General features: G+C 43.6%; 19 protein-coding genes. 8 read left to right on the top strand and 11 right to left on the bottom strand.

Translation table 11 applies throughout. From position 1 onward, the window contains the following. The first annotated feature begins 81 nt into the window (after nucleotides 1–81). On the top strand, nucleotides 82–831 hold the full coding sequence (locus tag RH96_RS05655) for a YebC/PmpR family DNA-binding transcriptional regulator (RefSeq protein WP_010198357.1): 750 nt from the start codon (nucleotides 82–84) through the stop codon (nucleotides 829–831). Between the two features lie 101 nt (nucleotides 832–932). Here the strand turns inward: RH96_RS05655 and RH96_RS05650 are convergent, their stop codons facing one another. From RH96_RS05650 to RH96_RS05640, 3 genes are all read right to left on the bottom strand, one after another. After that, on the bottom strand, nucleotides 933–3,932 hold the full coding sequence (locus RH96_RS05650; RefSeq protein ID WP_010198355.1) for a LysM peptidoglycan-binding domain-containing protein: 3,000 nt from the start codon (nucleotides 3,930–3,932) through the stop codon (nucleotides 933–935). Nucleotides 3,933–4,208: 276 nt separating this feature from the next. After that, on the bottom strand, nucleotides 4,209–4,703 hold the full coding sequence (locus RH96_RS05645; RefSeq protein ID WP_010198353.1) for a hypothetical protein: 495 nt from the start codon (nucleotides 4,701–4,703) through the stop codon (nucleotides 4,209–4,211). A gap of 390 nt (nucleotides 4,704–5,093) precedes the next feature. Further along, nucleotides 5,094–6,401, bottom strand: coding sequence for a hemolysin family protein (locus tag RH96_RS05640; protein ID WP_192811738.1), 1,308 nt, complete (start codon nucleotides 6,399–6,401; stop codon nucleotides 5,094–5,096). Between the two features lie 596 nt (nucleotides 6,402–6,997). Here RH96_RS05640 and yajC point away from each other — a divergent pair. The 7 genes from yajC (at nucleotide 6,998) to RH96_RS05605 (ending at nucleotide 14,317) form a co-directional block, all read left to right on the top strand. After that, nucleotides 6,998–7,324, top strand: coding sequence for a preprotein translocase subunit YajC (gene yajC / locus RH96_RS05635; RefSeq protein ID WP_010198349.1), 327 nt, complete (start codon nucleotides 6,998–7,000; stop codon nucleotides 7,322–7,324). A gap of 253 nt (nucleotides 7,325–7,577) precedes the next feature. After that, nucleotides 7,578–9,455, top strand: coding sequence for a protein translocase subunit SecD (gene secD / locus RH96_RS05630; RefSeq protein ID WP_010198348.1), 1,878 nt, complete (start codon nucleotides 7,578–7,580; stop codon nucleotides 9,453–9,455). 9 nt (nucleotides 9,456–9,464) lie between these two features. Beyond that, on the top strand, nucleotides 9,465–10,724 hold the full coding sequence (gene secF, locus RH96_RS05625) for a protein translocase subunit SecF (protein ID WP_010198347.1): 1,260 nt from the start codon (nucleotides 9,465–9,467) through the stop codon (nucleotides 10,722–10,724). A 179-nt stretch (nucleotides 10,725–10,903) separates the two neighbouring features. Beyond that, a complete protein-coding gene (locus tag RH96_RS05620) occupies nucleotides 10,904–12,325 on the top strand; it encodes an MATE family efflux transporter (protein WP_010198346.1) in 1,422 nt (473 codons plus the stop codon). Between the two features lie 110 nt (nucleotides 12,326–12,435). Beyond that, nucleotides 12,436–13,167: an AzlC family ABC transporter permease gene (locus tag RH96_RS05615; RefSeq protein WP_010198345.1), complete on the top strand. Its 732-nt coding sequence runs from the start codon at nucleotides 12,436–12,438 to the stop codon at nucleotides 13,165–13,167. Continuing rightward, nucleotides 13,157–13,513, top strand: coding sequence for an AzlD domain-containing protein (locus RH96_RS05610; protein WP_010198343.1), 357 nt, complete (start codon nucleotides 13,157–13,159; stop codon nucleotides 13,511–13,513). The genes RH96_RS05615 and RH96_RS05610 overlap by 11 nt, the downstream gene beginning before the upstream one ends. A 270-nt stretch (nucleotides 13,514–13,783) precedes the next feature. Continuing rightward, complete coding sequence (locus RH96_RS05605) at nucleotides 13,784–14,317, top strand: DUF2058 domain-containing protein (RefSeq protein ID WP_010198342.1); 534 nt, start codon at nucleotides 13,784–13,786, stop codon at nucleotides 14,315–14,317. 153 nt (nucleotides 14,318–14,470) lie between these two features. On the opposite strand, the gene purF is transcribed toward RH96_RS05605, so the two are convergent. From purF to RH96_RS05565, 8 genes are all read right to left on the bottom strand, one after another. Beyond that, entirely contained in the window at nucleotides 14,471–16,006 is a 1,536-nt protein-coding gene (purF, locus tag RH96_RS05600; protein WP_010198341.1) for an amidophosphoribosyltransferase, read from the bottom strand. A gap of 414 nt (nucleotides 16,007–16,420) precedes the next feature. After that, on the bottom strand, nucleotides 16,421–16,918 hold the full coding sequence (locus RH96_RS05595) for a CvpA family protein (protein ID WP_010198340.1): 498 nt from the start codon (nucleotides 16,916–16,918) through the stop codon (nucleotides 16,421–16,423). A gap of 27 nt (nucleotides 16,919–16,945) precedes the next feature. Further along, on the bottom strand, nucleotides 16,946–17,980 hold the full coding sequence (locus RH96_RS05590; RefSeq protein WP_010198332.1) for a quinone-dependent dihydroorotate dehydrogenase: 1,035 nt from the start codon (nucleotides 17,978–17,980) through the stop codon (nucleotides 16,946–16,948). A 178-nt stretch (nucleotides 17,981–18,158) separates the two neighbouring features. After that, on the bottom strand, nucleotides 18,159–18,587 hold the full coding sequence (locus RH96_RS05585) for a DUF4870 family protein (RefSeq protein WP_010198328.1): 429 nt from the start codon (nucleotides 18,585–18,587) through the stop codon (nucleotides 18,159–18,161). 345 nt (nucleotides 18,588–18,932) lie between these two features. After that, nucleotides 18,933–19,481: a type II secretion system protein GspM gene (gene gspM / locus RH96_RS05580; protein WP_010198326.1), complete on the bottom strand. Its 549-nt coding sequence runs from the start codon at nucleotides 19,479–19,481 to the stop codon at nucleotides 18,933–18,935. Between the two features lie 102 nt (nucleotides 19,482–19,583). Next, nucleotides 19,584–20,888 carry a type II secretion system protein GspL gene (gspL, locus tag RH96_RS05575; RefSeq protein ID WP_010198324.1) on the bottom strand — a complete coding sequence of 435 codons (1,305 nt, stop codon included), beginning with the start codon at nucleotides 20,886–20,888 and terminating at the stop codon, nucleotides 19,584–19,586. A 299-nt stretch (nucleotides 20,889–21,187) separates the two neighbouring features. Then, complete coding sequence (sixA, locus tag RH96_RS05570) at nucleotides 21,188–21,646, bottom strand: phosphohistidine phosphatase SixA (RefSeq protein ID WP_010198321.1); 459 nt, start codon at nucleotides 21,644–21,646, stop codon at nucleotides 21,188–21,190. A gap of 107 nt (nucleotides 21,647–21,753) precedes the next feature. Then, a complete protein-coding gene (locus RH96_RS05565; RefSeq protein WP_010198318.1) occupies nucleotides 21,754–23,061 on the bottom strand; it encodes an NAD(P)H-dependent glycerol-3-phosphate dehydrogenase in 1,308 nt (435 codons plus the stop codon). Nucleotides 23,062–23,168 lie beyond the last annotated feature (107 nt).

Here is a 23,168-nt window from a genome sequence, read left to right as displayed (position 1 = left end):
AGCTCGTTAAGTGTCAAAGACCGTTATTTATACTCTTTTCATTCACACCATAAATACCACGTAAAAATTTAAGGATGTCATATGGCAGGCCATTCAAAATGGGCAAATATTAAACACCGTAAAGCCCGTCAAGATGCGGTAAAAGGTAAAGTATTTACCAAGATTATTCGTGAAATTGTTTCTGCTGCCAAGCAAGGTGACCCCGACCCTGACAAAAACCCACGCTTGCGTGCCGTTATTGAAAAAGCATTATCAGTCAATATGACCCGCGACACGATCAACCGTGCTGTCGATCGCGGTACGGGCGGCGGTGATAACGAAAACATGGAGGAAGTCAGCTACGAAGGCTATGGCGTTGGCGGTGTGGCGGTGCTGGTCGAAACCATGACTGACAACCTCAACCGTACCGTCAGCGAAGTACGCCACGCGTTTACCAAACATGAGGGTAATCTTGGCACCTCAGGCTCAGTGGCCTATCTGTTTACTAAGCGCGGTGAAATCACTTTTAATGATACAAGCTTAGAAGACGAAGTGATGTTGGTCGCCCTAGATGCTGGTGCGCTTGATATCGAAAATGATGGTGACAGCTTGCTGGTCATCACCGAATGGGAAACTTTCGGTCAAGTCAAAGATGCGCTTAATGCTGCAGGTCTCATCTCTGACAATGCAGAAGTGACCATGTCACCCTCAACCACTGCTGAGATAGACAATGTGGATGATGCCGAAAAAGTTATGAAAATGATTGATATGTTAGAAGACATCGATGACGTACAAGAAGTTTATAGCAATGTGAATTTCTCTGCTGACGTCATGGCACAACTTGAGCAATAGTTTTATCCCTGAACCATTTATGTTCATTGCCCCACCCTAAAATAGACAAAAAAAAGCTGCTCTTATATAGAGCAGCTTTTTTGGTTAGAGCTTCTTTAAAATCAACGGTTGGGGACAGTCAAACGCTGACCGCGCTGTAGCATCGTGTCGGCTTTTATTTTATTCATATCAGCCAGCTCTTGCGTTGATACGCCATATTTACGAGCCAAACCAATCAAGCTATCCCCTGTACCAACCGTATAGCTGACTGTTACTTTAGGCACTTTGATGGTTTGTCCACGTTGTAGCTGAGCATTGGTCGCAAGATCATTGGTCGCTGCCAAATCTTCGACTGAAACGCCAAACTGACGCGCCAGCGCGATTAAACCATCGCCTGATTTCACTTTATAGCTCTCAGTGTCGCCCAGTTTTTTACCATTATTGCTTGCTGTACTAGCCGTACTACTGGCAGAACTGCTACTGCTTTGATTGCTGCTAGTAGAAGTAACAGGAGCGCTACCGCTAGCAGGAATGGTAATGGTGCGACCCAATATCAAATTGGAGTTGGTTTTTAAATTATTGGCTGCTGCCAAATCACCCAGGCCGATATTGTAACGTTGAGCGACACCCGTTAAGGTATCCCCTGATTTCACTTTATAACTGACCGACTTATCATTCAACTGACGATCAACCAACTCTTTAGACGCTGGGACTTTAATCGTTTGACCGCGTTGTAGACGTGCCTTAGCATCAAAACTGCTATTGACCGCAGCCAACTCTGCCGCACTGACCCCCACACTATTCGCAATACCAATCAAGGTATCACCTGATTTTACTTTATAGTTGGTCGTTGATACTGAAGAGCTTGCGCTACTCGTCGAACTACTGGCACTAGTGCTGTTACTAGTAGAATTAAAGTCAACGCTGGCCGGTACTTTCAGTGTCTGACCCACATACAATGAATCAGTCGTGCCAATGTTATTAAGGCTCGCCAAGGTTTCAGTTGAGATGTTAAATTGGCGTGCTAAGGCAATTAGCCCATCACCTGCTTTCACTTTATAGTTTTTGGTCGCAGTCGACGACTTACTTGGTTTAGTCGATGGCGCAGCAGGTGTGCTTGCTGGAGCGGTCACCTTACCCGGTATCAACCACAACTTTTGACCTCTAAGTAAGTCAGCACGGCTGCTTAAGTTATTGTAACTTGCTAACTGTGTCACAGACAAACCAAAGCGGTTGGCCGTACCAATTAGGGTGTCGCCACCTTGTACCACATAACTCTCGGGCTGGCTTGCTACGGTGGCACTACTGCTGCTTAATGGCTCAATAGTTTTGGCACTATACAAGTATAACGTACTGCCAGACAATAGCTTAGCGCTAGCATCTATTTGGTTCCATTCAGCGATATCACGCCAGCTAACATCAGCGCGACTGGCGATATTTGATAAAGTATCACCACGTTTTACCGTATAAGTGGTACGTGTGCCTTGTGGTTTTGGCTTACTGACTGATGTCTTTGGAAAACTCAGCTTTTTCTCTTCACCGCGTGCTTCTAGAATAGACTGCTGTGTCTGTACTGCGGAAAGATTGATATTACCATCCGCATTGATGACGTTGGTCTCAGCGGTATTGCTTCGAATTTGATTGGCAATAAAGTCGCGCTCTTCTTTGCTTAGCGGTGGCTCTTGGACGATAGTGTTGTTTTGGGTGATCTGTGCAGAAGTGGTTGGTAGACTATTGCTGCTTTTAAGCTCTGCATTGATTTTGTTGGTTTCTGCCGTGGTCAAAGGCGGCTCAGTACGTACAGCATTGTTACTATAGACAGAGCTGCTCGTCGGCGTGATTGATGGTGAAATATAGCTGGTCGTTTGCTGAGGCACACTGGCGCTCGCCGCATAATCCGCAAGCGCACTGCCTGTAGAGGGCAATGATGTGCCGGTATAGGGCTTGCTATTGTAGCTTGGTGTCGTTGGTGCATTAGGATTCGTGTTGCTGGTAGCGATGACATTGCTACTACCGTTGCCTCTTAACGAGCTTAATTTTGCGTCAGTATTGAGACTCACATCATTTGGAATGATAATACGCTGCGGGCCTGAAGAATCAACACGGGCTGACGTCAGGGCGGTATTCAGCCTTTCTAGTTCATCATAACTAACGCCTGTCACTTGTGACACTTCGGCTAAGCTAACACCATAGTTCACTGGCACACTACGGAAATGCTGGCGGTTGGCGATAGCGGGTAGATAAACGCCATATTGCTCAGGTTTGGCCACAATTTCAGCCACTGCCAAAAAGCGCGGTACATAGTTCATGGTCTCAGTCGGTAATCTGAGTGACCAATAGTCAGTTGGTAAACCGCGAGCCGCATTGGCATCGATTGCTTTTTGCACACGACCAGGGCCAGCATTGTAAGCGGCTAATGCCAGCTCCCAACTACCAAATTGATTATGTAGAGCTGTCAAAAAGTCATAAGCAGCGCGCGTTGATTCGATGACATCACGGCGACCATCATAACTACTGCTTTGATTTAGACCATAGATACGACCCGTACTTGGAATGAACTGCCATAGACCTGCCGCAGCAGCACTACTGGTACCACTTGGATCATAGGAGCTCTCAATCACGGGCAGTAACGCAAGCTCAGTGGGAATATTACGACGCTCAGCTTCTCGTACGGTATGGTATAGATAGCGACTGGCACGCGCCGTTAAGCGATTTAGATAGTCCTGTCTACTGGTAAACCAACCCTTCTGCCCTTCGATACGCTGATTATAAACAGGCTGACCACCATTCATGCGATAGCCCGCACGTAGGCGATTCCATAAGTCCCCGTATTGTTGAATAGCAAGTTTATTGCCTTCAACCATCGTCATGTCAGTCGCTTCTAGCAAATCCGCCAGCTCATCTAAGCTTTCAGCATCCAAAAATGCCGTTGAATAATCAGCATTAGTGCTTGGGTTAGCGACTTGATTGGCAGGACGTTTGGTAACCACAGCTGAGCTGTTGGTCATGCCCTTATTTTTTACCGCTGACGTATTACTACAAGCACTGATAAGTAAAGTCGTTACCGCAAGCGTCAATGGTAAGGCAATAAATGAGCGAGAGTTTGAGAGCACAGTAGACATGGTATTGGAAGTTTCCTAACGACAAGAATTGATAAGATAATATTGATGGCTAGTATAGTATGCAATGTTAAGCAAAGACTAGCCTAATATAAAAGATAATAATCAGCCAATACTCTAAAAGTTACGACGACATGCTAAATGTATATAAAAATTGCACGTTCGAACTGGTAACTAATATAACTTTGAGTAATTATCACCTTTTTTATAGCTCAGCGCTGAACATGCACGCTAAGACATAACTACTGATTATAAGCACTAATTATAGGTACTGAATTCTTAGTTAATAGCCACTTGTGATACAGCGCGTAGCAGAACTGCATTGCCAGTAGACAACGTCAAAGTCACTCGCGAGGTAGTGACAAACGACACATTGCGACTGTCTTTTACCCAGCTTTCATTGGTCGTAACATTAGCCTTGGCTTGGTTGCCAGTGATAACAACGTTATCTACAGAAATATCGTAACGATAATTGGACGTATCATTCCAACTGTTTTGCAGTAGTTTCAAGTAAGCATCTTTATCTAAGCTGGTAGACTTACCTTTTCTTGATAATGAAATCAGCGCATCGTCAGAGACAAGACCGGCGACTTGATTGATGCTTTTATTATTAGCTGATGACTTCATGGCTGCTGCATAGCTTTGTACCAAATCTTCGGTCATGGTCGCGGCTTGCGCAGTGATGCTTACTGTGCTTGCCACAGCAACCACTGCTGTTGCGGCAGCACTTTTTAGCAATAGAGCCAACAGCCCTTTTCCCCATAGTCGTTTCATGATAATCCTTAACGATACCGTTTTCGTTGTTGTCGTTGGCATTAATTGACGTTTAGCACCTGTTTATAGCACCTGTTTACTATTTAATTATAGATAGCTATAGTCAGTTCAATATAAAAAGATATGATAAATATAACGCCCCGCTGGACGCTAACCCTTTATTAACGCGTTTGCTTAAAACTTTTAACAGCATACTTTGTTAGTGATTTTAGCCTATCACTCAATTCTCACAGCCATGTGACACCCTGTGTAATTCTTGCGAATATCATTTTACTATGAACGCCTTACACCTTTATTGCCCTATAGCACTTATTGCTCTAAAGCACTGACCATACGTCAACTGCACTGTTATGACTCAGAAGCCCAATGTATGGCGCATCAATGACGACGCTATAACTTACTCTCTGTATTACTGTTTTCATATTGCTCATCATCGCTCAGTTTCATGCCCAAACGCTCTACGCGTCTGTCCATCATTTGCCGTGCTAACGCCTGCATGTCTTCAACGCGGTCTATCTCATCTACAATCTCAAGACCCAATAACGTTTCAAACACGTCTTCTAAGGTGACCAAGCCTTTTACTTCACCGTACTCACCCACGGTAATAGCGATATGAATACGATTTTTTAGCATGAGCTCCAATAAATCAAACAACTTCATCTTTGAAAATACAAAGGTAATGTCGCGTTTAAATTGGGTCAACGGCTTATGCATCGCATGATTGACTTTCGCCAACAACATATCTGTTTTTAAGACAAAGCCGGTAATATTGTCCAAGTCACCATCATAAATCGGCAATCGTGAAAACGTCAGTTTAGGACGATCAACCAGCAATTCAGCCACGGTTTTGTTTTCTTCAAACGCCAACATCACCGAACGCGGCGTCATGATATCTTCGACTTTAATAGCACCAAATGCGAGTAAATTGCGAATAATTCGAGATTCTAGTGGGTCGATCTGTCCAGACTCTTCACCGATACTAGCAAGCGCAGCAAACTCACGACGGCTAAATGCTTGTGGTTCTTTGCCACGTACCAGCAGTTTCGTTAGCCGCTCCGAAATCCAAATAAGCGGATAAAGCAGCAAAATGATACCGCGCACAAAGTAAGCGACCATACCACTTAACTGACGCCAATATACCGTTCCAAGTGTCTTTGGGATAATTTCAGATAAAAACAAAATAGCCAACGTCATAATGGCAGAAAATAGCCCAAACCAAGCACTACCAAACACGATCGTAGCCTGAGCACCCGCTCCGATAGAACCTAATGTATGAGCCACTGTATTCAAGGTTAAAATAGCGGCCAACGACTGATCGATATTATCGACCTTTAAGCGTCTTAGCATATTTGCTTTTTTTGGATTGCGTTCTTGAACATCCGCAATATAGGATGGTGTCATGCTCAGTAATGCGGCCTCTGATAAAGAGCACACAAATGAGATACCGATGGCAATAACCACAAAAAATATCAACAATAACACACTCATAGCAGTCGGCTCTGCTACTAGACTTTCTGTTACTACGCCCCCCGCTGCAAAAGCGGAATGAGGCAATAAGAACATCAGCATTGCTAGTAGTGCCGACAGCCTAGAGACTGATTTAGTAAGACTAAGACGCTGTAAATAGCGTGGTGTCGGGGGAGGTTTAGCAGACGCTTCTTTAAAAGCGCGCGGACGACACAAACGAGGTATAAACATAAAAGTGGTGGACAAGTTAGGTAACCTAAACATAAAAGAGAAAAAAGGAATCGAAAAAGATAATTAGCAGACTACATCAAACAGCAAACCATCTATTATAAAAAACTGGATCGTGCTAAATGTTCCAGTAATGCTGCTGTCATACCTTCTATTAGATATAATTATAGCCTAATAGCAGCGCGCACTAAATACAGGCAATCATTGTCTTTTGATAGTAGCACTGATGATGTGAATGCACAATAAGTCACTATTTGTTTTTAAGCGGATTATTTTTAAGCGGATTGTTTTAATGTAACTGGGTGCTCAAAATGGATATTTTTAATAGTATTGTCTTGACCATACTGATCATATTGCATAATTCTGATGTTGTTTAGGCATAGTTTGCATGAACTTAACCCTCAGATATTCCAAGTCAGTCTCCACTCCACAACACCCTATTTTATACACCAAAGAGATTGTAGTGATAAATATTGACTGCTAGTATGCCAGTACGTTAAGAAAAACATCCTCAGCCTATGATTAACAGTTACCAAGTCTAGGATTTTTTGTTACTATGCGTTTAATTTATTATTATCTATGACTCACTGAGAGAGATTATGTTGTTATTTATCCAAGCGGCCCATGCTGCCGAAACTGCCGGTGCTGCATCACTATTTGGTCAAATCTTATTACCTGTTGCTTTTTTTGCAATTTTTTACTTCTTAGTGATCCGTCCTCAATCTAAGCGCACGAAAGAACACCGTTCTATGGTCAATGCGTTGACAGTCGGTAGTGAAATCATCTTTGCTGGTGGACTAATGGGTCGTATCAAAGCATTAGAAGGCGATTATGCAGTCGTTAGCTTAAACAATAATACAGATATCAAAGTACAGCGTGCTTCTGTTATTTCAGTATTGCCAGCTGGCACTATCGAAAGCGTCTAATTATTGTCAATAGCTTTGATAATAATTAATGAATAGTTGTCATAGCTATAAAAGCAACCGCTATAAAAGTGACCGTATCTGATTTACGGTCACTTTTCGCTTTACCTTTTTACGTTTTATTATCATCGCGGATGATCGCAATGGTGCATCATGACGGCTGCTAAATAAGCACTCAACCATTGCTCTCACTAACTTCCCATCTGCTAACTTGTGGCCTGCGTCGCCAATAGTTTATCAACTTAAAGAAGTGATTATGCAATATCCCGCTTGGAAATACTTACTTATTACCGTCGTGCTAATCATTGCCGGTCTGTATGCTGCTCCTAACCTCTATCCTGATGAACCTGCGGTACAGATTACTAGTGCAGCAGCAGGTACGCAGCTGTCTGATGGTATCTTGACCCAGTCTCAAAGCTTACTCGAAGACGCTGGTTTGAATAATCATGACGGCACCTTTGAGGGCAACAGCGCGCTGGTACGTCTTGATAACCCGGTCGATCAGCTCAAAGCACAGGAAGTACTGCGTCAGAACTTGGGCGAGGACTATGTGGTCGCGCTCAACTTAGCGCAGACAACCCCGCAATGGCTACGTGATATCGGTGCTAGACCGATGAAGCTCGGTCTTGATTTACGTGGTGGTGTGCGCTTTGTGCTAGAAGTTGACATGGATAAGGCTCTCGATCAACGCTTGACCAGTGCCAGCCGTGATGTACGCCGTGACCTGCGGGCTGAACGTATTGCGATCAAAGGCATCAAAACTGAAAATCAAGGTATCGTGCTACATTTCGCCGATACAGACACACGTAATCGTGCACAAAATGTCTTGCAAGGCTCGATGAGCAATACTTTTAGTCTACAGTCTTCTATTGATGACCAAGGCCCTGCCCTGATTTTGGTGTACAACGATGCAACGCTAGACGAAATCAATAGCTATGCGGTCAATCAAAACTTAACAACCCTACGCAATCGTATTGCTGAACTTGGCGTCACGGAAGCCTTGGTACAATCACAAGGTGCGAGTCGTATCGTCGTTGAATTACCTGGTGTACAAGATACCGCGGAAGCAAAACGAGTCCTTGGACGTACAGCGAACCTTGAGTTCCGTATGGTGGCTGAGGACAGTGAAAACTACACGGGTGGCATTCCTCCTGCTGGTACCGAAGCATTCCCGTTTGAGACGCTTGATGGTCCACCGGTATTGCTAGAGCGTCAATCTATCGTCACAGGTGATAAAGTCACTAACGCACAGACGGGTATTGATGAGAGCGGCTCGCCTGAAGTAAGTATTACGCTGGATAGTGCTGGCGGTAAGCTGATGCAAAATGCCACACGTACTGCTGTTGGCAAGCAAATGGCTGTCCTATTCATTGAAAATAAGCAAAGAATCACTTACGAAGAAGACCCAGCGACTGGCGAAACGGTCGAAGTACGTACGCCTTATGCTGAAACCAAAGTCATCAATCGCGCAAATATTCAAGCCGTACTAGGCTCCTCTTTCCGCATTACTGGTCTTGATAGTAGTGCAGAAGCAGCAGAACTTGCACTACTCCTACGTTCAGGCGCATTAGCCGCACCGATGTACTTTGTAGAAGAACGCACCATTGGTCCTTCACTGGGTCAAGAAAATATCGATAAAGGTCTCTTCTCTACGCAAGTTGGTTACTTATTAGTCTTTGCGTTCATGATTATTTTCTATCGTCTGTTTGGGGTCATTGCCAACGTGGCGCTAGCGATTAACGTCATTATCATCATCGCTATTATGTCAATTTTAGGCTCATCACTGACCCTACCCGGTATTGCCGGTATCGTCTTAACCATCGGTATGGCCGTCGATGCTAACGTGCTGATTTTTGAGCGGATACGTGAGGAGCTGGCAAATGGCGTCCGGCCAAAATCTGCCATTGTGGCGGGTTTTGATCGCGCCTTTAGTAGTATCTTCGATGCCAACATCACTACCTTATTGGTCGCTTTTATCTTATTTGCGATTGGTACAGGTCCGATTAAAGGCTTTGCGATCACCTTAGCGATTGGTATTGTCAGCTCGCTATTTACCGCGATTTTGGTAACGCGTGCGCTGGTACAAATTGCTTACGGTAAACGTAAATCTATCAAACGTCTGAGCATCGGTTAGGAGAAACATATGGCGATCGATAAGAATAATCCTCTAGAACAGCAAAATAATCCAGATCGAAATGGCTCAAATGGCGATTCAAACAGTAACAGTACGCGCCGCCGTAACAAACCGCGTCGTGATGGTAAAGGTAGTAATACTAAAACCAACAATCCTACGACGGCGAAATCAGACAAAAGCAAAACACGTCGTGGCGGTCAAAATGCTCAAGAATTGACCACACAGACAAGTACACCTGTCGACCAGACTCAATTAATGAGTGATGCCGCTGAGGATGCTGCTGCACAAGCTGAAGGCGGTATCAAAGCCGTTGGTAATCAACGTATCATTCCCTTTATGAAGATAGAAAAGCCGATGGCTATTTTATCGTTACTCATGGTGATTGGTAGTATTATCGCGATTGCCGTTAATGGTCTAAATCTAGGTTTAGACTTTACCGGTGGTGTTTCAGCAGATGTACGTTATGAGCAGCCTGCTGAGCAAGTAGAAGTGGTCAAAGCCTTGGCTGATAATGGCTTTGATGATGCTGTCGTACAATATCTTGGCACACGTCAAGAGTTACTGGTACGTTTGCCACCTCAGTCTGACAATATTGACGGACTCAATGCCAGTCTTAGTGCCGCGTTAGCATTGCCTAATAACACGGTTGAAATCAGTAATGTGAATATCATTGGTAGCCAAGTAGGTAATGAAGTCTATTTGAACTCTGTTATGTCGCTGGTCTTAGCCTTGGTCTGTATGCTTGGCTATGTCGCACTACGTTTCCAGTTTAAACTGTCTCTGGGAGCCGTGCTGTCCCTTTTCCACGATGCTATCGTGACCATTGGTGTCTTTGCCCTATTTGGCTTTCCGTTTGACTTAACTGTTTTGGCGGCTATCTTAGCCTTGATTGGTTATTCCTTGAACGATACGATTGTTGTCTATGACCGTATTCGTGAAAACTTCCGCCGCGTCCGTGGTATTACACCGCGTCAAACGATTGATTTGTCATTAACAGAAACGTTACGCCGTACCATCATGACTATCTCAACTGTGTTACTGGTTGTTTTAGCCATGCTATTCTTGGGCGGTGACGGTCTCTATTGGTTCTCGGTTGCGCTATTCATTGGTTTGCTGGCTGGTACTTATTCGTCAACGTATATCGCAAGCTCGATTCCACTACGTATGGGGCTATCTCGTGATGATTTCGTGGTCAAGGTTAAGCCTGAATTTGAAGAAGAAATCGTCACTTTTAATGACCCAAAAATGTTTGAACAAGACAATATTTAAAGCAACTTAGTTAAGTTAACCTTTAAATAAAAGAGTATTCAAACAAGCTTATAATCCGTTTTTCACTGTACGGAACTAAGCTACAAATAAAAGCACCTGACTCATAACTAATGAGTGTTGGGTGCTTTTATCTTTATATACTGCTACAACCATAGCCATTAAGTATAAACGAGCCACCAATGCCAACTGTCACGCCATCACGCTCCATACCGCCGATTGATACTCGTTATGCGCGTATTATCGCCATCGCATTACCGGTATTGTTGGCTAACTTGGCGATGCCGCTACAGAGTGTAATTGATACCGCCATTGTCGGTAATATGAATGACACTGCTAAGCTTGCGGGTATGGGGTTGGCCATACAGTTATTGTCTTTATTACTCGTCAGCTTTAACTTCTTACAGTACGCTTCATCTGGACTATCAGCTCAAGCGTTGGGACAATCAGTCAGCCATTCTGATAGTGCTAAAAACACGACGACAGAACAGTCAAGTCTGCTTGCTTCACCACTGCTGTCTATTTTGCAACGTGCTTTATTGTTAGCATTCATCATCGGCGCACTATTACTGCTGGCAAAGCCATGGTTGATTGATTTTGGCTTAAGAGCCTTATCTGCCAACCCTAACAGTGGCCTTGCTGCCAAAACTTATTTGGACGTACGTTTTTGGGGCGTCATCGCTGAGCTAATGAATTTTGCATTTATCGGCTGGTTTGCGGGTCAAGGTAAGACACGTTACATGCTCTACCAACAAGGCTTTATCGCCCTACTTAATATTATTCTCACTCTATTCTTTGTCTACGGACTGCAAATGGGGTTGGTCGGTGTGGCACTAGGTACTACTATCGCCTTTTGGTCTGGCGTGTTACTGGCCTTATGGTTGAGCCGCCAACATCTGCAGATATCTTGGACGGCGCTGTTTACAGCTGATCCTAAGCATTTTGCGAAAGAAAAAATGCTTAGGCTATTTTCGCTTAATAAAGATATCTTTATTCGTACGCTGATCTTAACGTTAAGCTTTGCTTGGATTACTCGTCTATCTGCGCAAAGTGGTGATGTAATTTTGGCTGCCAACGCTATTTTATTGCAAGTATTGAGCATTTCAGCCTTCGCCCTCGATGGCGTAGCAGTATCCGCTGAGACCTTGAGCGGTCAAGCAGCAGGACGACGCGATTGGCCACGGTTTCGTATTATCGTCAAACGCACTGGCGTAGTCAGCTATGGGCTTGCCATCATGCTAAGTGCCCTATGGTGGCTTGCCATGCCAACTTATTTGCAGCTTATGACCAATATTGAACCGGTCTTTGCCCTTGCCTATGACTACCATCTTTATGCAGTGCTATTACCGCTGGTCGGCGTTGGCGCTTATTGGTTAGACGGCATATTCTTTGGCTTAACGGCGGGTAATGTCATTCGTAACGCCGCCCTTATATTGGCAGTGGTCTTTTTCCCACTGAGTTGGCTACTGTATCAGCAGTGGGATATGACTGGTATCTGGCTTAGCGTCTGGTGTTTGTTGCTGCTAAGACTTATTATTCTGGGTGGATTTTTATACCGTGCATATCGAACCGGTAGCTATGAAAAATTACAGCCCAATGTTTAGCATTGATTATCTAAAGGTTTATTTACCTAAAAAATAGGACTTTCTTAGTCTTATCAAATAAAGAACGACCATCAATTATAAAAATACAGTCAGAGAAATCAGGATGTCATGTGACTACTCATTCAAATGAACTAAATAATCAGCAAGCGACTCACTATGATTGGACAGAAGGCTTTAAGAAGAGCCTGCCAGTCGCGATGGGCTATCTGCCTGCGGGCATCGCCTTTGGTGTGCTGGCGCAAGTTGCTGGCATCCCTGTGTGGGCGACAATTATGCTCAGTATTGTTTTGTATGCGGGCGCGGCGCAATACGCCTGTTTGCCCATGCTAAGTGCCGGTCTACCGATTGGTAATATTGCGACAAATATTGCCGCTATTAACTTGCGTCACGTATTTTATGGCATGCCATTGCTACAGTATTTACCGAAACAAAAGCTTGCTAAAACATACTGCTTATTTGCCCTGACTGATGAGACTTTTTCAGTCATGACCAGTTTACCCAATGAATCGAGACAAGCCCTGATCTTACCTATTAGTTTGTTCAATCAAAGCTGGTGGGTGCTAGCGAGTACGCTTGGTGTGATGATAGGTAGCACGCTCAGTGACTTAATACCACATTTGGATTTTGCTTTAGTATGTCTATTTGTCATTTTGGCTTATGAGCAATTTCAGAGTATCAAGCGCTATTTCCCGATCGGTATTGCCGTAATTGCTTTAGCCGTTGCCTCCTTATTTACTAGCAACTGGCTATTATTGGTAGCGATTAGCATTTGTATGCTAATGATTTTGGCACGCGGATTTTGGAGCAAACGCAGCTTAACAGGAGGAAGTCATGACCAGTAGTTATCTAATTTTTGCTACCTTTGCCATGGCTGCTGTTACTTTTATCACTCGCGCCCTTCCCGCCTTGATACCCAAAAATCTGCTGGATACGCCATGGTTACATCGCCTAAATGAAAGCTTACCGTTATCCGTGATGGTACTGCTTGTTTTGACCAGCCTCTCTTACCAAGATTTATCAGCGCGCACTGGCCTGCAAAGTGCAGAGCTGCATTTACTAATGGCACAAATCAGCGCTTTACTTCTGGTATTATTGGTCTATCATTTGAGCCGTCAATTATTGGTCAGCATGGTTGTCGGCATTGCTGCGATTAATGGTTTGCTTTGGTTGTTTACCCAACTGACTTAATCACTAATAACTACTTATAGTCAGGTCAATATAAAAAAGAGACAGCGTGACTGGTATAAATCTTTTACAGCCTCTGTCTGCATAGGCACAGCAAGCAAGAAAAATTTGTGCCAGCCACGCATCATAATGTCGTGTACCTATTTTATTTAGTATCGACTATGTGTTTTATACAACAATGCGCACTTTTACTGTCTGGAATGAATTAACGGCACACTGCCGCAAAATTTGCTACTATTTAGTTTTTATTTTTATCATCTAGGTAATAAAATTATGGCCAAAAATGCCCTACAAGCTCAACTTTTAAAAGCGGGATTGGTTGATAGCAAAAAAGCCAAAAAGATAAGCAAGCAGTCTGAACATGCCAAGCGCACTGGCGATGTGTCCAATGTGGAAGCCAAAAAAGCGTTGGCGGAAGCCCAAGCAAAAAAGCTGGAAAAGGATCAAAAGCTGAATCAAGAAAAACAGCAGCTTTTAGAAGAGAAAATGCTAAAAGCCAATATCGTCCAAATGATTAGACAGCATCAAATCACTGATACACAGGGTGAGGTCAATTATCAATTCGTTGATCATGCTAAAGTCAAAAAAATCTTTATCACGCAAAAATTATACGATCAAATCGTGGCGGGTCATGTGGTCATTGCACGCTTGGAAGAAAGCTATGCCCTGCTTCCTCGCCCTTTAGCCGATCGTATAGATACAAAATTGGAAGGCTTTATGGTGGTGTCTAACGATACCTCAGACAATGAGTTAGCGGATGACGATCCTTATGCCGCCTATGTGATTCCAGATGATCTAATGTGGTAATCCTACCAATAAAGCGCTATATATATTCCCAAGATCACCTCTTACCATAAATAGCGGTTTTCAAAGGATATCTCTTATTTTAAGCAATAAAAAAGGCTGGATTCTATCAAGAATCCAGCCTTTTTATATACAGAATTTTAAGTATGTAGCGCCTTAAAGCTCTTCGACACCCATCATATCTACGGGTGTATCAGCCACTATTTGTACGCCTTTTTTACCGGTCTTAGCGGTATCACTGCGCTGCTCTTGCAGATGCTCAAGATAGGCTTCATTGATTTGCCCAGTAATATAGCAACCATTAAATACCGCACAGTCAAAGCCTTCGACTTTACTGTACTTGGTGTCTTTTACCGCTTCGATCAAATCGTCTAAGTCTTGGAAAATCAAGCGGTCAGCACCAATGATTTTACGCACTTCTTCAACGCTATGTCCTGAAGCAATAAGCTCGCTGCGCACTGGCATATCGATGCCATAGACGTTTGGATATTTTACGGGTGGCGCTGCACTGGCAAAGAATACTTTACGTGCACCTGCATCACGCGCCATTTGGATGATTTCATGGCAAGTAGTGCCACGAACGATTGAATCATCAACCAGTAAGACGTTTTTACCTTTAAACTCTAACGGTACAGCGCTAAGCTTTTGACGTACTGATTTTTTGCGTTGCTGCTGACCTGGCATAATAAAGGTACGACCGATATAACGGTTTTTCATAAACCCTTCACGGTACTTGATATTCATCTTGAGCGCCAGCTCCATCGCTGAGGTACGCGAAGTATCCGGAATAGGAATGACCACATCGATGTCGTGATCTTCACCCCATTCTGCAAGAATTTTATCACCAAGCTTCTCACCCATACGCAGACGCGATTTATAGACTGAGATATTGTCCATAATAGAGTCTGGACGAGCAAAATAGACGTATTCAAAGATACAAGGCGTATACTCTTGCTGCTCAACGCACTGATACGTATGCAGCTGATGGTCCAAATCAATAAAAATCGCTTCACCAGGTCTAACATCACGAATGATGGTAAAACCAGAGCCAGTCAATGCAACTGATTCTGAGGCAACCATATATTCTGTGCCGCCATTGGCTGCCAAACGCTCACCAAAGATGAGCGGACGAATACCGTTTGGATCACGAAAAGCAAGCAAGCCATGACCAGTAATCAAGGCAACGACACCATAAGCGCCTTCGCAGCGGCTATAAACTGCTTTGACCGCTTCAAAAATATCATCAGCCGTTGGATGTGTTTTGCCCAAATTCTGCATCTCATGCGCAAGTACATTTAACAATACTTCCGAGTCTGAGTCGGTATTCAGATGACGACGGTCTTCTTTGTACAAGGCTTTAGCCAAGCTTTCAGCATTGGTTAAATTACCATTATGTGCCAGCGTAATACCATAGGGTGAGTTGACATAAAACGGCTGAGCTTCTGCACTGCTTGAGCTGCCTGCCGTCGGATAGCGCACATGACCGATACCAAATTTACCAACCAGCTTCATCATGTGGCGATTCATAAAAACGTCACGTACCATGCCGTTTTCTTTACGCAAATAAAGCCGACCATCTTGCAAAGTCACGATACCTGCCGCGTCTTGCCCACGATGCTGTAGCATTGTTAAGCCATCATAAAGAATCTGATTAACTGGCTCATGAGCTGCAACTCCAATGACTCCACACATAGTTATATCCTATTTTGAACCACACATTAGTAAAACAATAACGGCATAATCTTGACAGTGTTTTATAAAAAACAGCTATCTAACCCTTGCCGCTGACCTGATGATGTTGCTTAAGCTTAAAATCTTGATGACAACTTCCTTGCTGATGTATAGTCGGCAAAGTCATCAATCATTCATAAATCGGAATTTATGAACTCTAAATGCTATCAAATAACTTTTTATCAAGGATGCATTACAAAGACTCAGTTATGATTTTTGGCATCGCATTGTTTAAAAAATAATGCTCTAAAAACACAAGCTTTAAAATGAGAGTCTTTGGAATTTTAATTGGTAATATCAAAATATATGTAAGTTTGGCAGGTTAGAAATGCAGGCCTTAGGAACAAAGAATAAGTCTAAGGCAAGTTCTAAGCATTAAGACTGGTTGACTTGATCCCAAGCCATACCGAGCACATCTGAGACCAAAGCTTTGCCCATCGGTGCATAAGGCAGTAGTTCAGGCGCGAGCACCGAGGTTTGCCATTGCGGCATTTGTACCAATAGTGGTGCGCTAACACTAAGCACAACCAACACCATCAATACATTTTTGGCTGCCCCAAGGACACCACCTGCCATTTTGTCTACTACGCCCAAACGCAAAGTTTTTAGCACGCCTGAAAATACAAAAGCCACTAGATGCATAATCGCCAATATAACAATCACAACGATTAAAAATGCCATTGCCATTTGTAAGACAGGAGCTTGTACAACACCTGATAACTGCGGAGCAACTGAGCCTGCTAAGCGCGTGGCAGCAATGAGAGCAATAAACCAGCCTACCAGACCTACTGCCGTCTTAATGAGTCCTACCTGAAAGCCACGCCATAAGCCAATCAAGACTACAATAGCAATCACGATGTCTAGACCACTCATATATAACGCCTCGTTTTTAGGGGTTGTCTAACCTTCCATGGCATCGTAATAGCCACCAATCGCTTGAAGGCAAGACTGTACCAGCCCAGGACCTCGATAAATCAGCCCAGTATAAAGCTGTACCATATCGGCACCTGCTTCAATCTTTTTAACCGCTTTGGCACCGCTATCAATACCACCCACGCCAATCAAAGCTACTTTACCATCCAGCTGATCAGAGAATTGTTGTAAAATTTGGGTGCTAATGTGGCTCACTGGACGACCAGATAGGCCACCGGCTTGGTCACCATCTTGCAAGTCTTCGACACCGACGCGGCTCAATGTGGTGTTGGTAGCTATCAAACCATCAATCTCAAAATCTAACAACTGCTGTGCAATATAATCCACTTGTAGTGGCTCTAAATCAGGGGCTACTTTTAAGACCAATGGCACATAAAAGCCATACTCTGTTGCCAATTGATTATGACGATTTTTAATCGTATCAAGTAGCTGCGTTAACGCTTCACCACTCTGCAAATCACGTAAGTTTTTGGTATTTGGCGATGAGATATTGACGGTAATATAGGAAGCGTGTGGATAAACCCGCTCTAAGCAATAGACGTAATCATCAGCGGCTTGTTCCACTGGCGTACTGGCATTTTTACCGATATTGATGCCGATATTGCCTTTGTATTTGCAGCGTTTGACGTTTTCAATCAGATAATCAACGCCCTGATTGTTAAAGCCCATACGATTGATAATAGCATCGGCTTGCTTGATTCTAAATAGTCGTGGCTTATCATTGCCTATTTGCGGCTTTGGCGTGACCGTACCCACTTCTATAAAGCCAAAGCCAAGCTCGGCAAGTGCGTCGATATAATCGCCGTTTTTATCCAACCCTGCTGCAAGACCGACTGGATTATCGAATTGTAATCCCATACAGTCTGTGGGTTGCATCGACTGACCATATACCAAACCTAAAGCACGCGCTTTATGAGCTTTATCTAATAAAGATAAAGTCATCTCATGGGCGTGTTCAGGATCCATCTTAAATAAAAAAGGGCGAAGTAAGGCATAAGACATAGTAACGACAGACCCTGCTCGAAAAGCAATGATGAATGAGAAAAACGAAAGAGGTTAAGCGCAGCGATTATATCAGCTTAACAGAAATAAGACCAAAGTTTCATACAGCAAATTTCTATTCCAAAAAGTCAATAAGCGCTGCTAAACACCGTATCAAACTGATATGAGATTGCCCATATTATGGCACAGGTCGCCCATCTGTTAAGGCAATCCAACCTCGTATAATACGATAAAGATGCCAAATAAAGGTCAGTCCCATAATAATAAAACCAACACTGACCAATAAAAATGAACCGATGGCTATATTGCTGCTATCAGCAAGCATGCTGACGCCAAAGCCACCCAAAGCAAACGTGATGATAAGAATGCCTATGATAAACCAGACGATACTGTACCAAAATGTCTTAATTTGCCAATCAAAATGTGTGGCGAGCCATGAGCCGTCCGCATCGTGGCGCTTAGCATAATTCATGATAATCGGCACAATCCACAATAGACCAGCCGTAAAATAACTGATCACATACAATAGATAGGTGATGTGATTATAAGTGGTCAAAGAACGGCGTTTACTGTCACTCATGTTGCCGCTTATATTATCGTTTATCATGTGTCTTGATCCTTAACAGGTCATATTATAATCAGACGTCTTAATTTTCACATTAGTCTGTTGACGCAGATGCTTATCCATTCAAGCTCAGGAAAACATTTTATAGAAATACTTTATAGAAAACGCCTATCACTAAAGCGTGCCACAAAACTTTAATTGTGTCGGATAGGATATTTTTCAATGAAGTTCAATTCAAAATATGAAGCAGTAACAGTGGGTGAAAGTAATGTTAATAAAACACGGTTTACGCTGTGACTTTTCTTATGCAGAAAATCCTAAGCGTATCATCGGTTCAATATAATTTGGATAAAAGGAAGTCTGATTTATATAGAATTGACTATGATTCTAAGAAGTGACAGTCGCTTGTACCTCAATGGCTTTGGTGGTTGCGTCCTGTTGCATCGAGAGCTGAGTAAATTGCCAACCTTGCTGTTTAAGTTTACCAAGTGCCGCACTCACAACCGCCTGACTGGCATTGGTAAAGCTCAGTTGAATTGCATCGCCAGCCGCGACTACTTGCGCATCTGTAATACCCGAAGTATTTAACAGCGCGCTGACAGTACTGGCAGGTGGCATAGCGGCTGCCCCATCTACAGTATTGACTGTATTACTATCAATATTACCCGCTTGCGCGCGCAGCCAAAAATAGTCGGCAACTTGCTCTTGATACTCACCTTTGCTATCGCTTGCAGCTTGATGAACCGTATAACCGCCGTAGCCACCCACAAATAACAGCAGAAAAGCAGACAATACGGCCAATGCTAATTGATCGCGTGGAGACAATGCCTGCCAGCGTGATGATAGGACATTTTGATAACTATTCACCCGCTCTGAAAAAGCGCTTGCTTTAGGGGCGGTGGTGCTACGTTTGGCACGGCGCTGTAATCGTTTCATTCTCTAACCTTTATTGCCAATAGTTTGCGATCAAGTGACTACTATAATACTTATTGTCATCAAAAATATATCAGTCATAAGAAGTTGAAGTTCTCAGCGAGCTTAAGATGCTGCTACCTTATCTGCACCAATGCTTTCTGGCGTAGTACCTTCTTCATTTATACTCACAGTAATTTGCCCACTAAACTGCCCTTGCTCATTGCTATTTACCCGTTCTAACTTGGCCGTTAATCCTTGGGTGAACAGGGTATTGGCAAATTTATCAAGGCTATCTCGGTCAGGCGCAATCAAAATAAAACTGAGCGCGGATGGTTGCATAACCAAAGACTGTGCCTTTAAGGAGGATTGCTTAATCAGTGGTGATATGCGTGATAACACGGCTATGTGTGGGGATGCTTGACCATTGGTACCCAGTTTTGGCGCCATTTGCGTGGTCAAATTGGTTCGGGGATTTAGACGTTCATCAGGAAACCAAGACTGATATTGATTAGTAATCGCTGTTTTTGTTGCCACCGTCGCCTGATTATATTGGTAAAACTGTACCCCATCTGTCGCTATTTGCAGCACTAGGGCTGACAGCGCTACCATCATTGCCACACGTAGGTAAGGCGATAATTGCGAATCGGTTGATTTGATAAAGAAATTAAGGGCGTGACGTTCAGGGCTATCAATCGGCTTTGGCGTACTGGTTAACATAGTCAGTAACAGCTGATGATCTGCGATAAGCGCGGCTGTTTGTGCCGAAAAATCGGTGGTCGTTACTGGGTTTTGCAAATCGATACTAGGATCAGATTTTGTAGCATCAAGGTCTGAAAAACTTATATTATCAAAAGCTTCAATGCTTGGCACTACAGTCACTTCACTCAACTGCGGAAAGCGCTCAAAAATCAACGGTAAATAGCTGACCGCCATCCCTTGATATAATGATTGGCGTAGCAACATCGTCTGGTCATCTTGATATAGAGTGATTTGCTGCCCCGCGCCTTCTTCTGGCACCGGTAATAATAAAAAGTCAGGCAGTAATGCCGCGATACTCATCCCGACAAGTTTGGCACTTTGCTGCCATGCCTCAATATCACCCTGCGCGAGCGCATATAAATACTGGCTATCAGCAAGACTGGTTTGCCGTATTGCCAATTGCTCAACAGGGGTCAAGGACGTCTCTTCAAATAGATACTGCTTACCGGTATTGCCCAATTGCTTCAGCTGAGTACCATTAAGCTCGGTATCCACTTGTAATAAGTGGCTTGACGGAAAGTACAAACAGACTGTTTTATGGCTATTGGATTTATAGCTGCTATAAATGTCATGCAACTGTTGCCAGCCAGCAACTGACTGCCATTGTTGTACGTCTTCATGCCAGACAGCTAGCGGACTGTGCTGCGCTCTTAACCAAACATGTAACACCAAGTGTGTCCTTAATTATCAAAGCCGTAAAATAGCAAACTTATACGTTCTGTAAGCGCCCATGACCATGTTTATGTTTAAAACATCTTAATATTTTTAAACAGGGTCATGATTAATAATATTACTACTACTAAATATAGTCATTCCAATATGAAAAAGATACAGCGGGACTGGGATGAATTTTTTGCAGCCTCTGTCGGTGTAGGCACAGCAAGCCAGAAAAATTTATACCAGTTTCGCGTTATGAAATAGCGTATCCATTTTATTTAGGATCGACTATAGCCAATGAAAGAGCGATATCAATACGGTTGCTCAGGTACAAAGCGATCGACTTCGGTTGCCATTCCAGACATGATAAAATCCATCTCAAATACTCGTGCTTCTGCCAAAGAAAACGACTCCGGATAATCACCCGTTAGTAAGCCGGCAAGATTGGCGACGATAGACATATGACACACCACCACGAGACACTGCGCCTCAATCTTTGATATATCGGTCAACGCACTATGGGCATCGTCAGAAGGTGTAATATTATCTTGTACCGTTGCTGGTATTGTAGGCGCATGCGCTTGCAGCTCTGCTAACGTTTGCTGCGCCCTATCATAAGGACTCACGATAAAACGATCGGGCTTATAATTGGTCGTGATATATTCTGCGGTTTGTGCGGCTTGCTGCTGCCCAAACTTGGTCAGCTGACGAGCGCTATCTGGACGCGTTTCGTCTTCTGCTTGACCGTGACGCACTAGTATAATTTTCATAACTTTCCTTGTCTATAGCGTGCCTTTTTATCAGCTAGCTTTTTATCAGCTGCCTTTCTATAACCTGCTTTACCACTACATGACCTTACACATTTTCAGCAATCATTTTACTTAGAGTCGCTGTCTTTATCGCTACTCTCGTTTTTAGAGGTACTATTGGCAGCTTTCATTTGCGCAGTAAGGGCAGCATTGCTATGGTCATGAGCCATCACGAACTCGACGTCACTACGAAATCCCGCTTCCATCAAATGAAGCGCCACACCTAGTGCTGCTTTATCTTCATAAATGACCGCATAAAGTGCATGGGTAATAGGCATATAAATACCGTCTTTGGTCGCTTTTTCGTGGACTTGCTGAATAGTATTAACGCCTTCAGCAGTCTGACCCAGCTTTTTGACGGCGGCATCAATACTCATGCCACGACCAAGCATATTACCGATGCGGTAGTTACGGCTTAATTCTGAACTACAGGTTGCGTATAAATCACCAACACCTGATAGCCCTAAAAACGTCAGTGGATTGGCACCGGCTTCGACACCAAAACGACTCATCTCTGCCAGCGCGCGAGTTAATATCATGGCTTTGGTGTTCTCACCCACTTCGTAGGCAGCCGCCATACCCATTGCAATAGCATAGATGTTTTTGAGCGCCCCGCCCAGCTCAACACCGCGAATATCATCGCTGGCGAACACTCTAAAGAAGGCACTATGCAGTGCTGCTTGTACAGCATGACGTAGTGGTTCAGACTCACTCGCAATCACTGTCGCAGACGGCATATTTTTCATAATTTCTATAGCAAGATTGGGCCCTGACATAACGCCAAAATTCACTTCAGGCAACACCTCCTTGATAATATCACTCATCATGGCAAAAGTGTCTTTTTCCATGCCTTTCGTTAGCGACACAATAGACTGCCCACTGATAAAGGGCGCGATGTTTTTCAGCGTTTCACGAAAAGCCAAGCCTGGCACTGCAATAAAGATGATGTCGGTATCTTTGACTGCTGACGCTAAATCATGGCTATACTTCAGGCGGTCATCAAGCTTATGACCGGGCAGGTATTTCTTGTTCATCTGCGTCTTTTGCATCGCCTTGACGGTACGCTTGTTACGAACCCACAGTGTGGTATCACAACCATTACGCGCGGCTAGGTTCGCCATCGCTGTACCAAAACTACCACCGCCCAAAAATGCCAAACGCAGCTTGGTAGGATTACTATGAATCTCTGCCATGTTTTTTGCCACCGCAGACTCTATCGCACTAGGATCTAGCTTCTTACGGCCAATACCAGATTTACTAGCTCGTCCAATGATACCCGACAACAGACTGTTTTGTTTGTCAGCTGCTTTATTACTTTCGTTGCTACTATTTTCATTGGTATCTTTGTTGGTATTGCTGTCATTAGCGCTTGTCATATGCATGTATCCGTATTGACTGACTTATTATTAATAATATCTTTAGTGGACAGCTACTGAGACCAGTTATGTTTAATAAGTAACCAATCTTAGCTCGGTAGCACTCA

This window comes from Psychrobacter sp. PAMC 21119 (assembly GCF_000247495.1).
GTDB lineage: Bacteria > Pseudomonadota > Gammaproteobacteria > Pseudomonadales > Moraxellaceae > Psychrobacter > Psychrobacter glaciei.
This window is presented reverse-complemented; position numbering and strand designations above follow the sequence as displayed.

Excerpts from the sequence above, each read along its gene's own strand:
- RH96_RS05655 (WP_010198357.1), top strand. The coding sequence starts at position 82 with ATGGCAGGCCATTCAAAATGGGCAAATATTAAACACCGTAAAGCCCGT.
- RH96_RS05650 (WP_010198355.1), bottom strand. The coding sequence starts at position 3,932 with ATGTCTACTGTGCTCTCAAACTCTCGCTCATTTATTGCCTTACCATTG.
- RH96_RS05645 (WP_010198353.1), bottom strand. The coding sequence starts at position 4,703 with ATGAAACGACTATGGGGAAAAGGGCTGTTGGCTCTATTGCTAAAAAGT.
- RH96_RS05640 (WP_192811738.1), bottom strand. The coding sequence starts at position 6,401 with ATGTTTATACCTCGTTTGTGTCGTCCGCGCGCTTTTAAAGAAGCGTCT.
- yajC (WP_010198349.1), top strand. The coding sequence starts at position 6,998 with ATGTTGTTATTTATCCAAGCGGCCCATGCTGCCGAAACTGCCGGTGCT.
- secD (WP_010198348.1), top strand. The coding sequence starts at position 7,578 with ATGCAATATCCCGCTTGGAAATACTTACTTATTACCGTCGTGCTAATC.
- secF (WP_010198347.1), top strand. The coding sequence starts at position 9,465 with ATGGCGATCGATAAGAATAATCCTCTAGAACAGCAAAATAATCCAGAT.
- RH96_RS05620 (WP_010198346.1), top strand. The coding sequence starts at position 10,904 with ATGCCAACTGTCACGCCATCACGCTCCATACCGCCGATTGATACTCGT.
- RH96_RS05610 (WP_010198343.1), top strand. The coding sequence starts at position 13,157 with ATGACCAGTAGTTATCTAATTTTTGCTACCTTTGCCATGGCTGCTGTT.
- RH96_RS05605 (WP_010198342.1), top strand. The coding sequence starts at position 13,784 with ATGGCCAAAAATGCCCTACAAGCTCAACTTTTAAAAGCGGGATTGGTT.
- purF (WP_010198341.1), bottom strand. The coding sequence starts at position 16,006 with ATGTGTGGAGTCATTGGAGTTGCAGCTCATGAGCCAGTTAATCAGATT.
- RH96_RS05595 (WP_010198340.1), bottom strand. The coding sequence starts at position 16,918 with ATGAGTGGTCTAGACATCGTGATTGCTATTGTAGTCTTGATTGGCTTA.
- RH96_RS05590 (WP_010198332.1), bottom strand. The coding sequence starts at position 17,980 with ATGTCTTATGCCTTACTTCGCCCTTTTTTATTTAAGATGGATCCTGAA.
- RH96_RS05585 (WP_010198328.1), bottom strand. The coding sequence starts at position 18,587 with ATGATAAACGATAATATAAGCGGCAACATGAGTGACAGTAAACGCCGT.
- gspM (WP_010198326.1), bottom strand. The coding sequence starts at position 19,481 with ATGAAACGATTACAGCGCCGTGCCAAACGTAGCACCACCGCCCCTAAA.
- sixA (WP_010198321.1), bottom strand. The coding sequence starts at position 21,646 with ATGAAAATTATACTAGTGCGTCACGGTCAAGCAGAAGACGAAACGCGT.
- RH96_RS05565 (WP_010198318.1), bottom strand. The coding sequence starts at position 23,061 with ATGACAAGCGCTAATGACAGCAATACCAACAAAGATACCAATGAAAAT.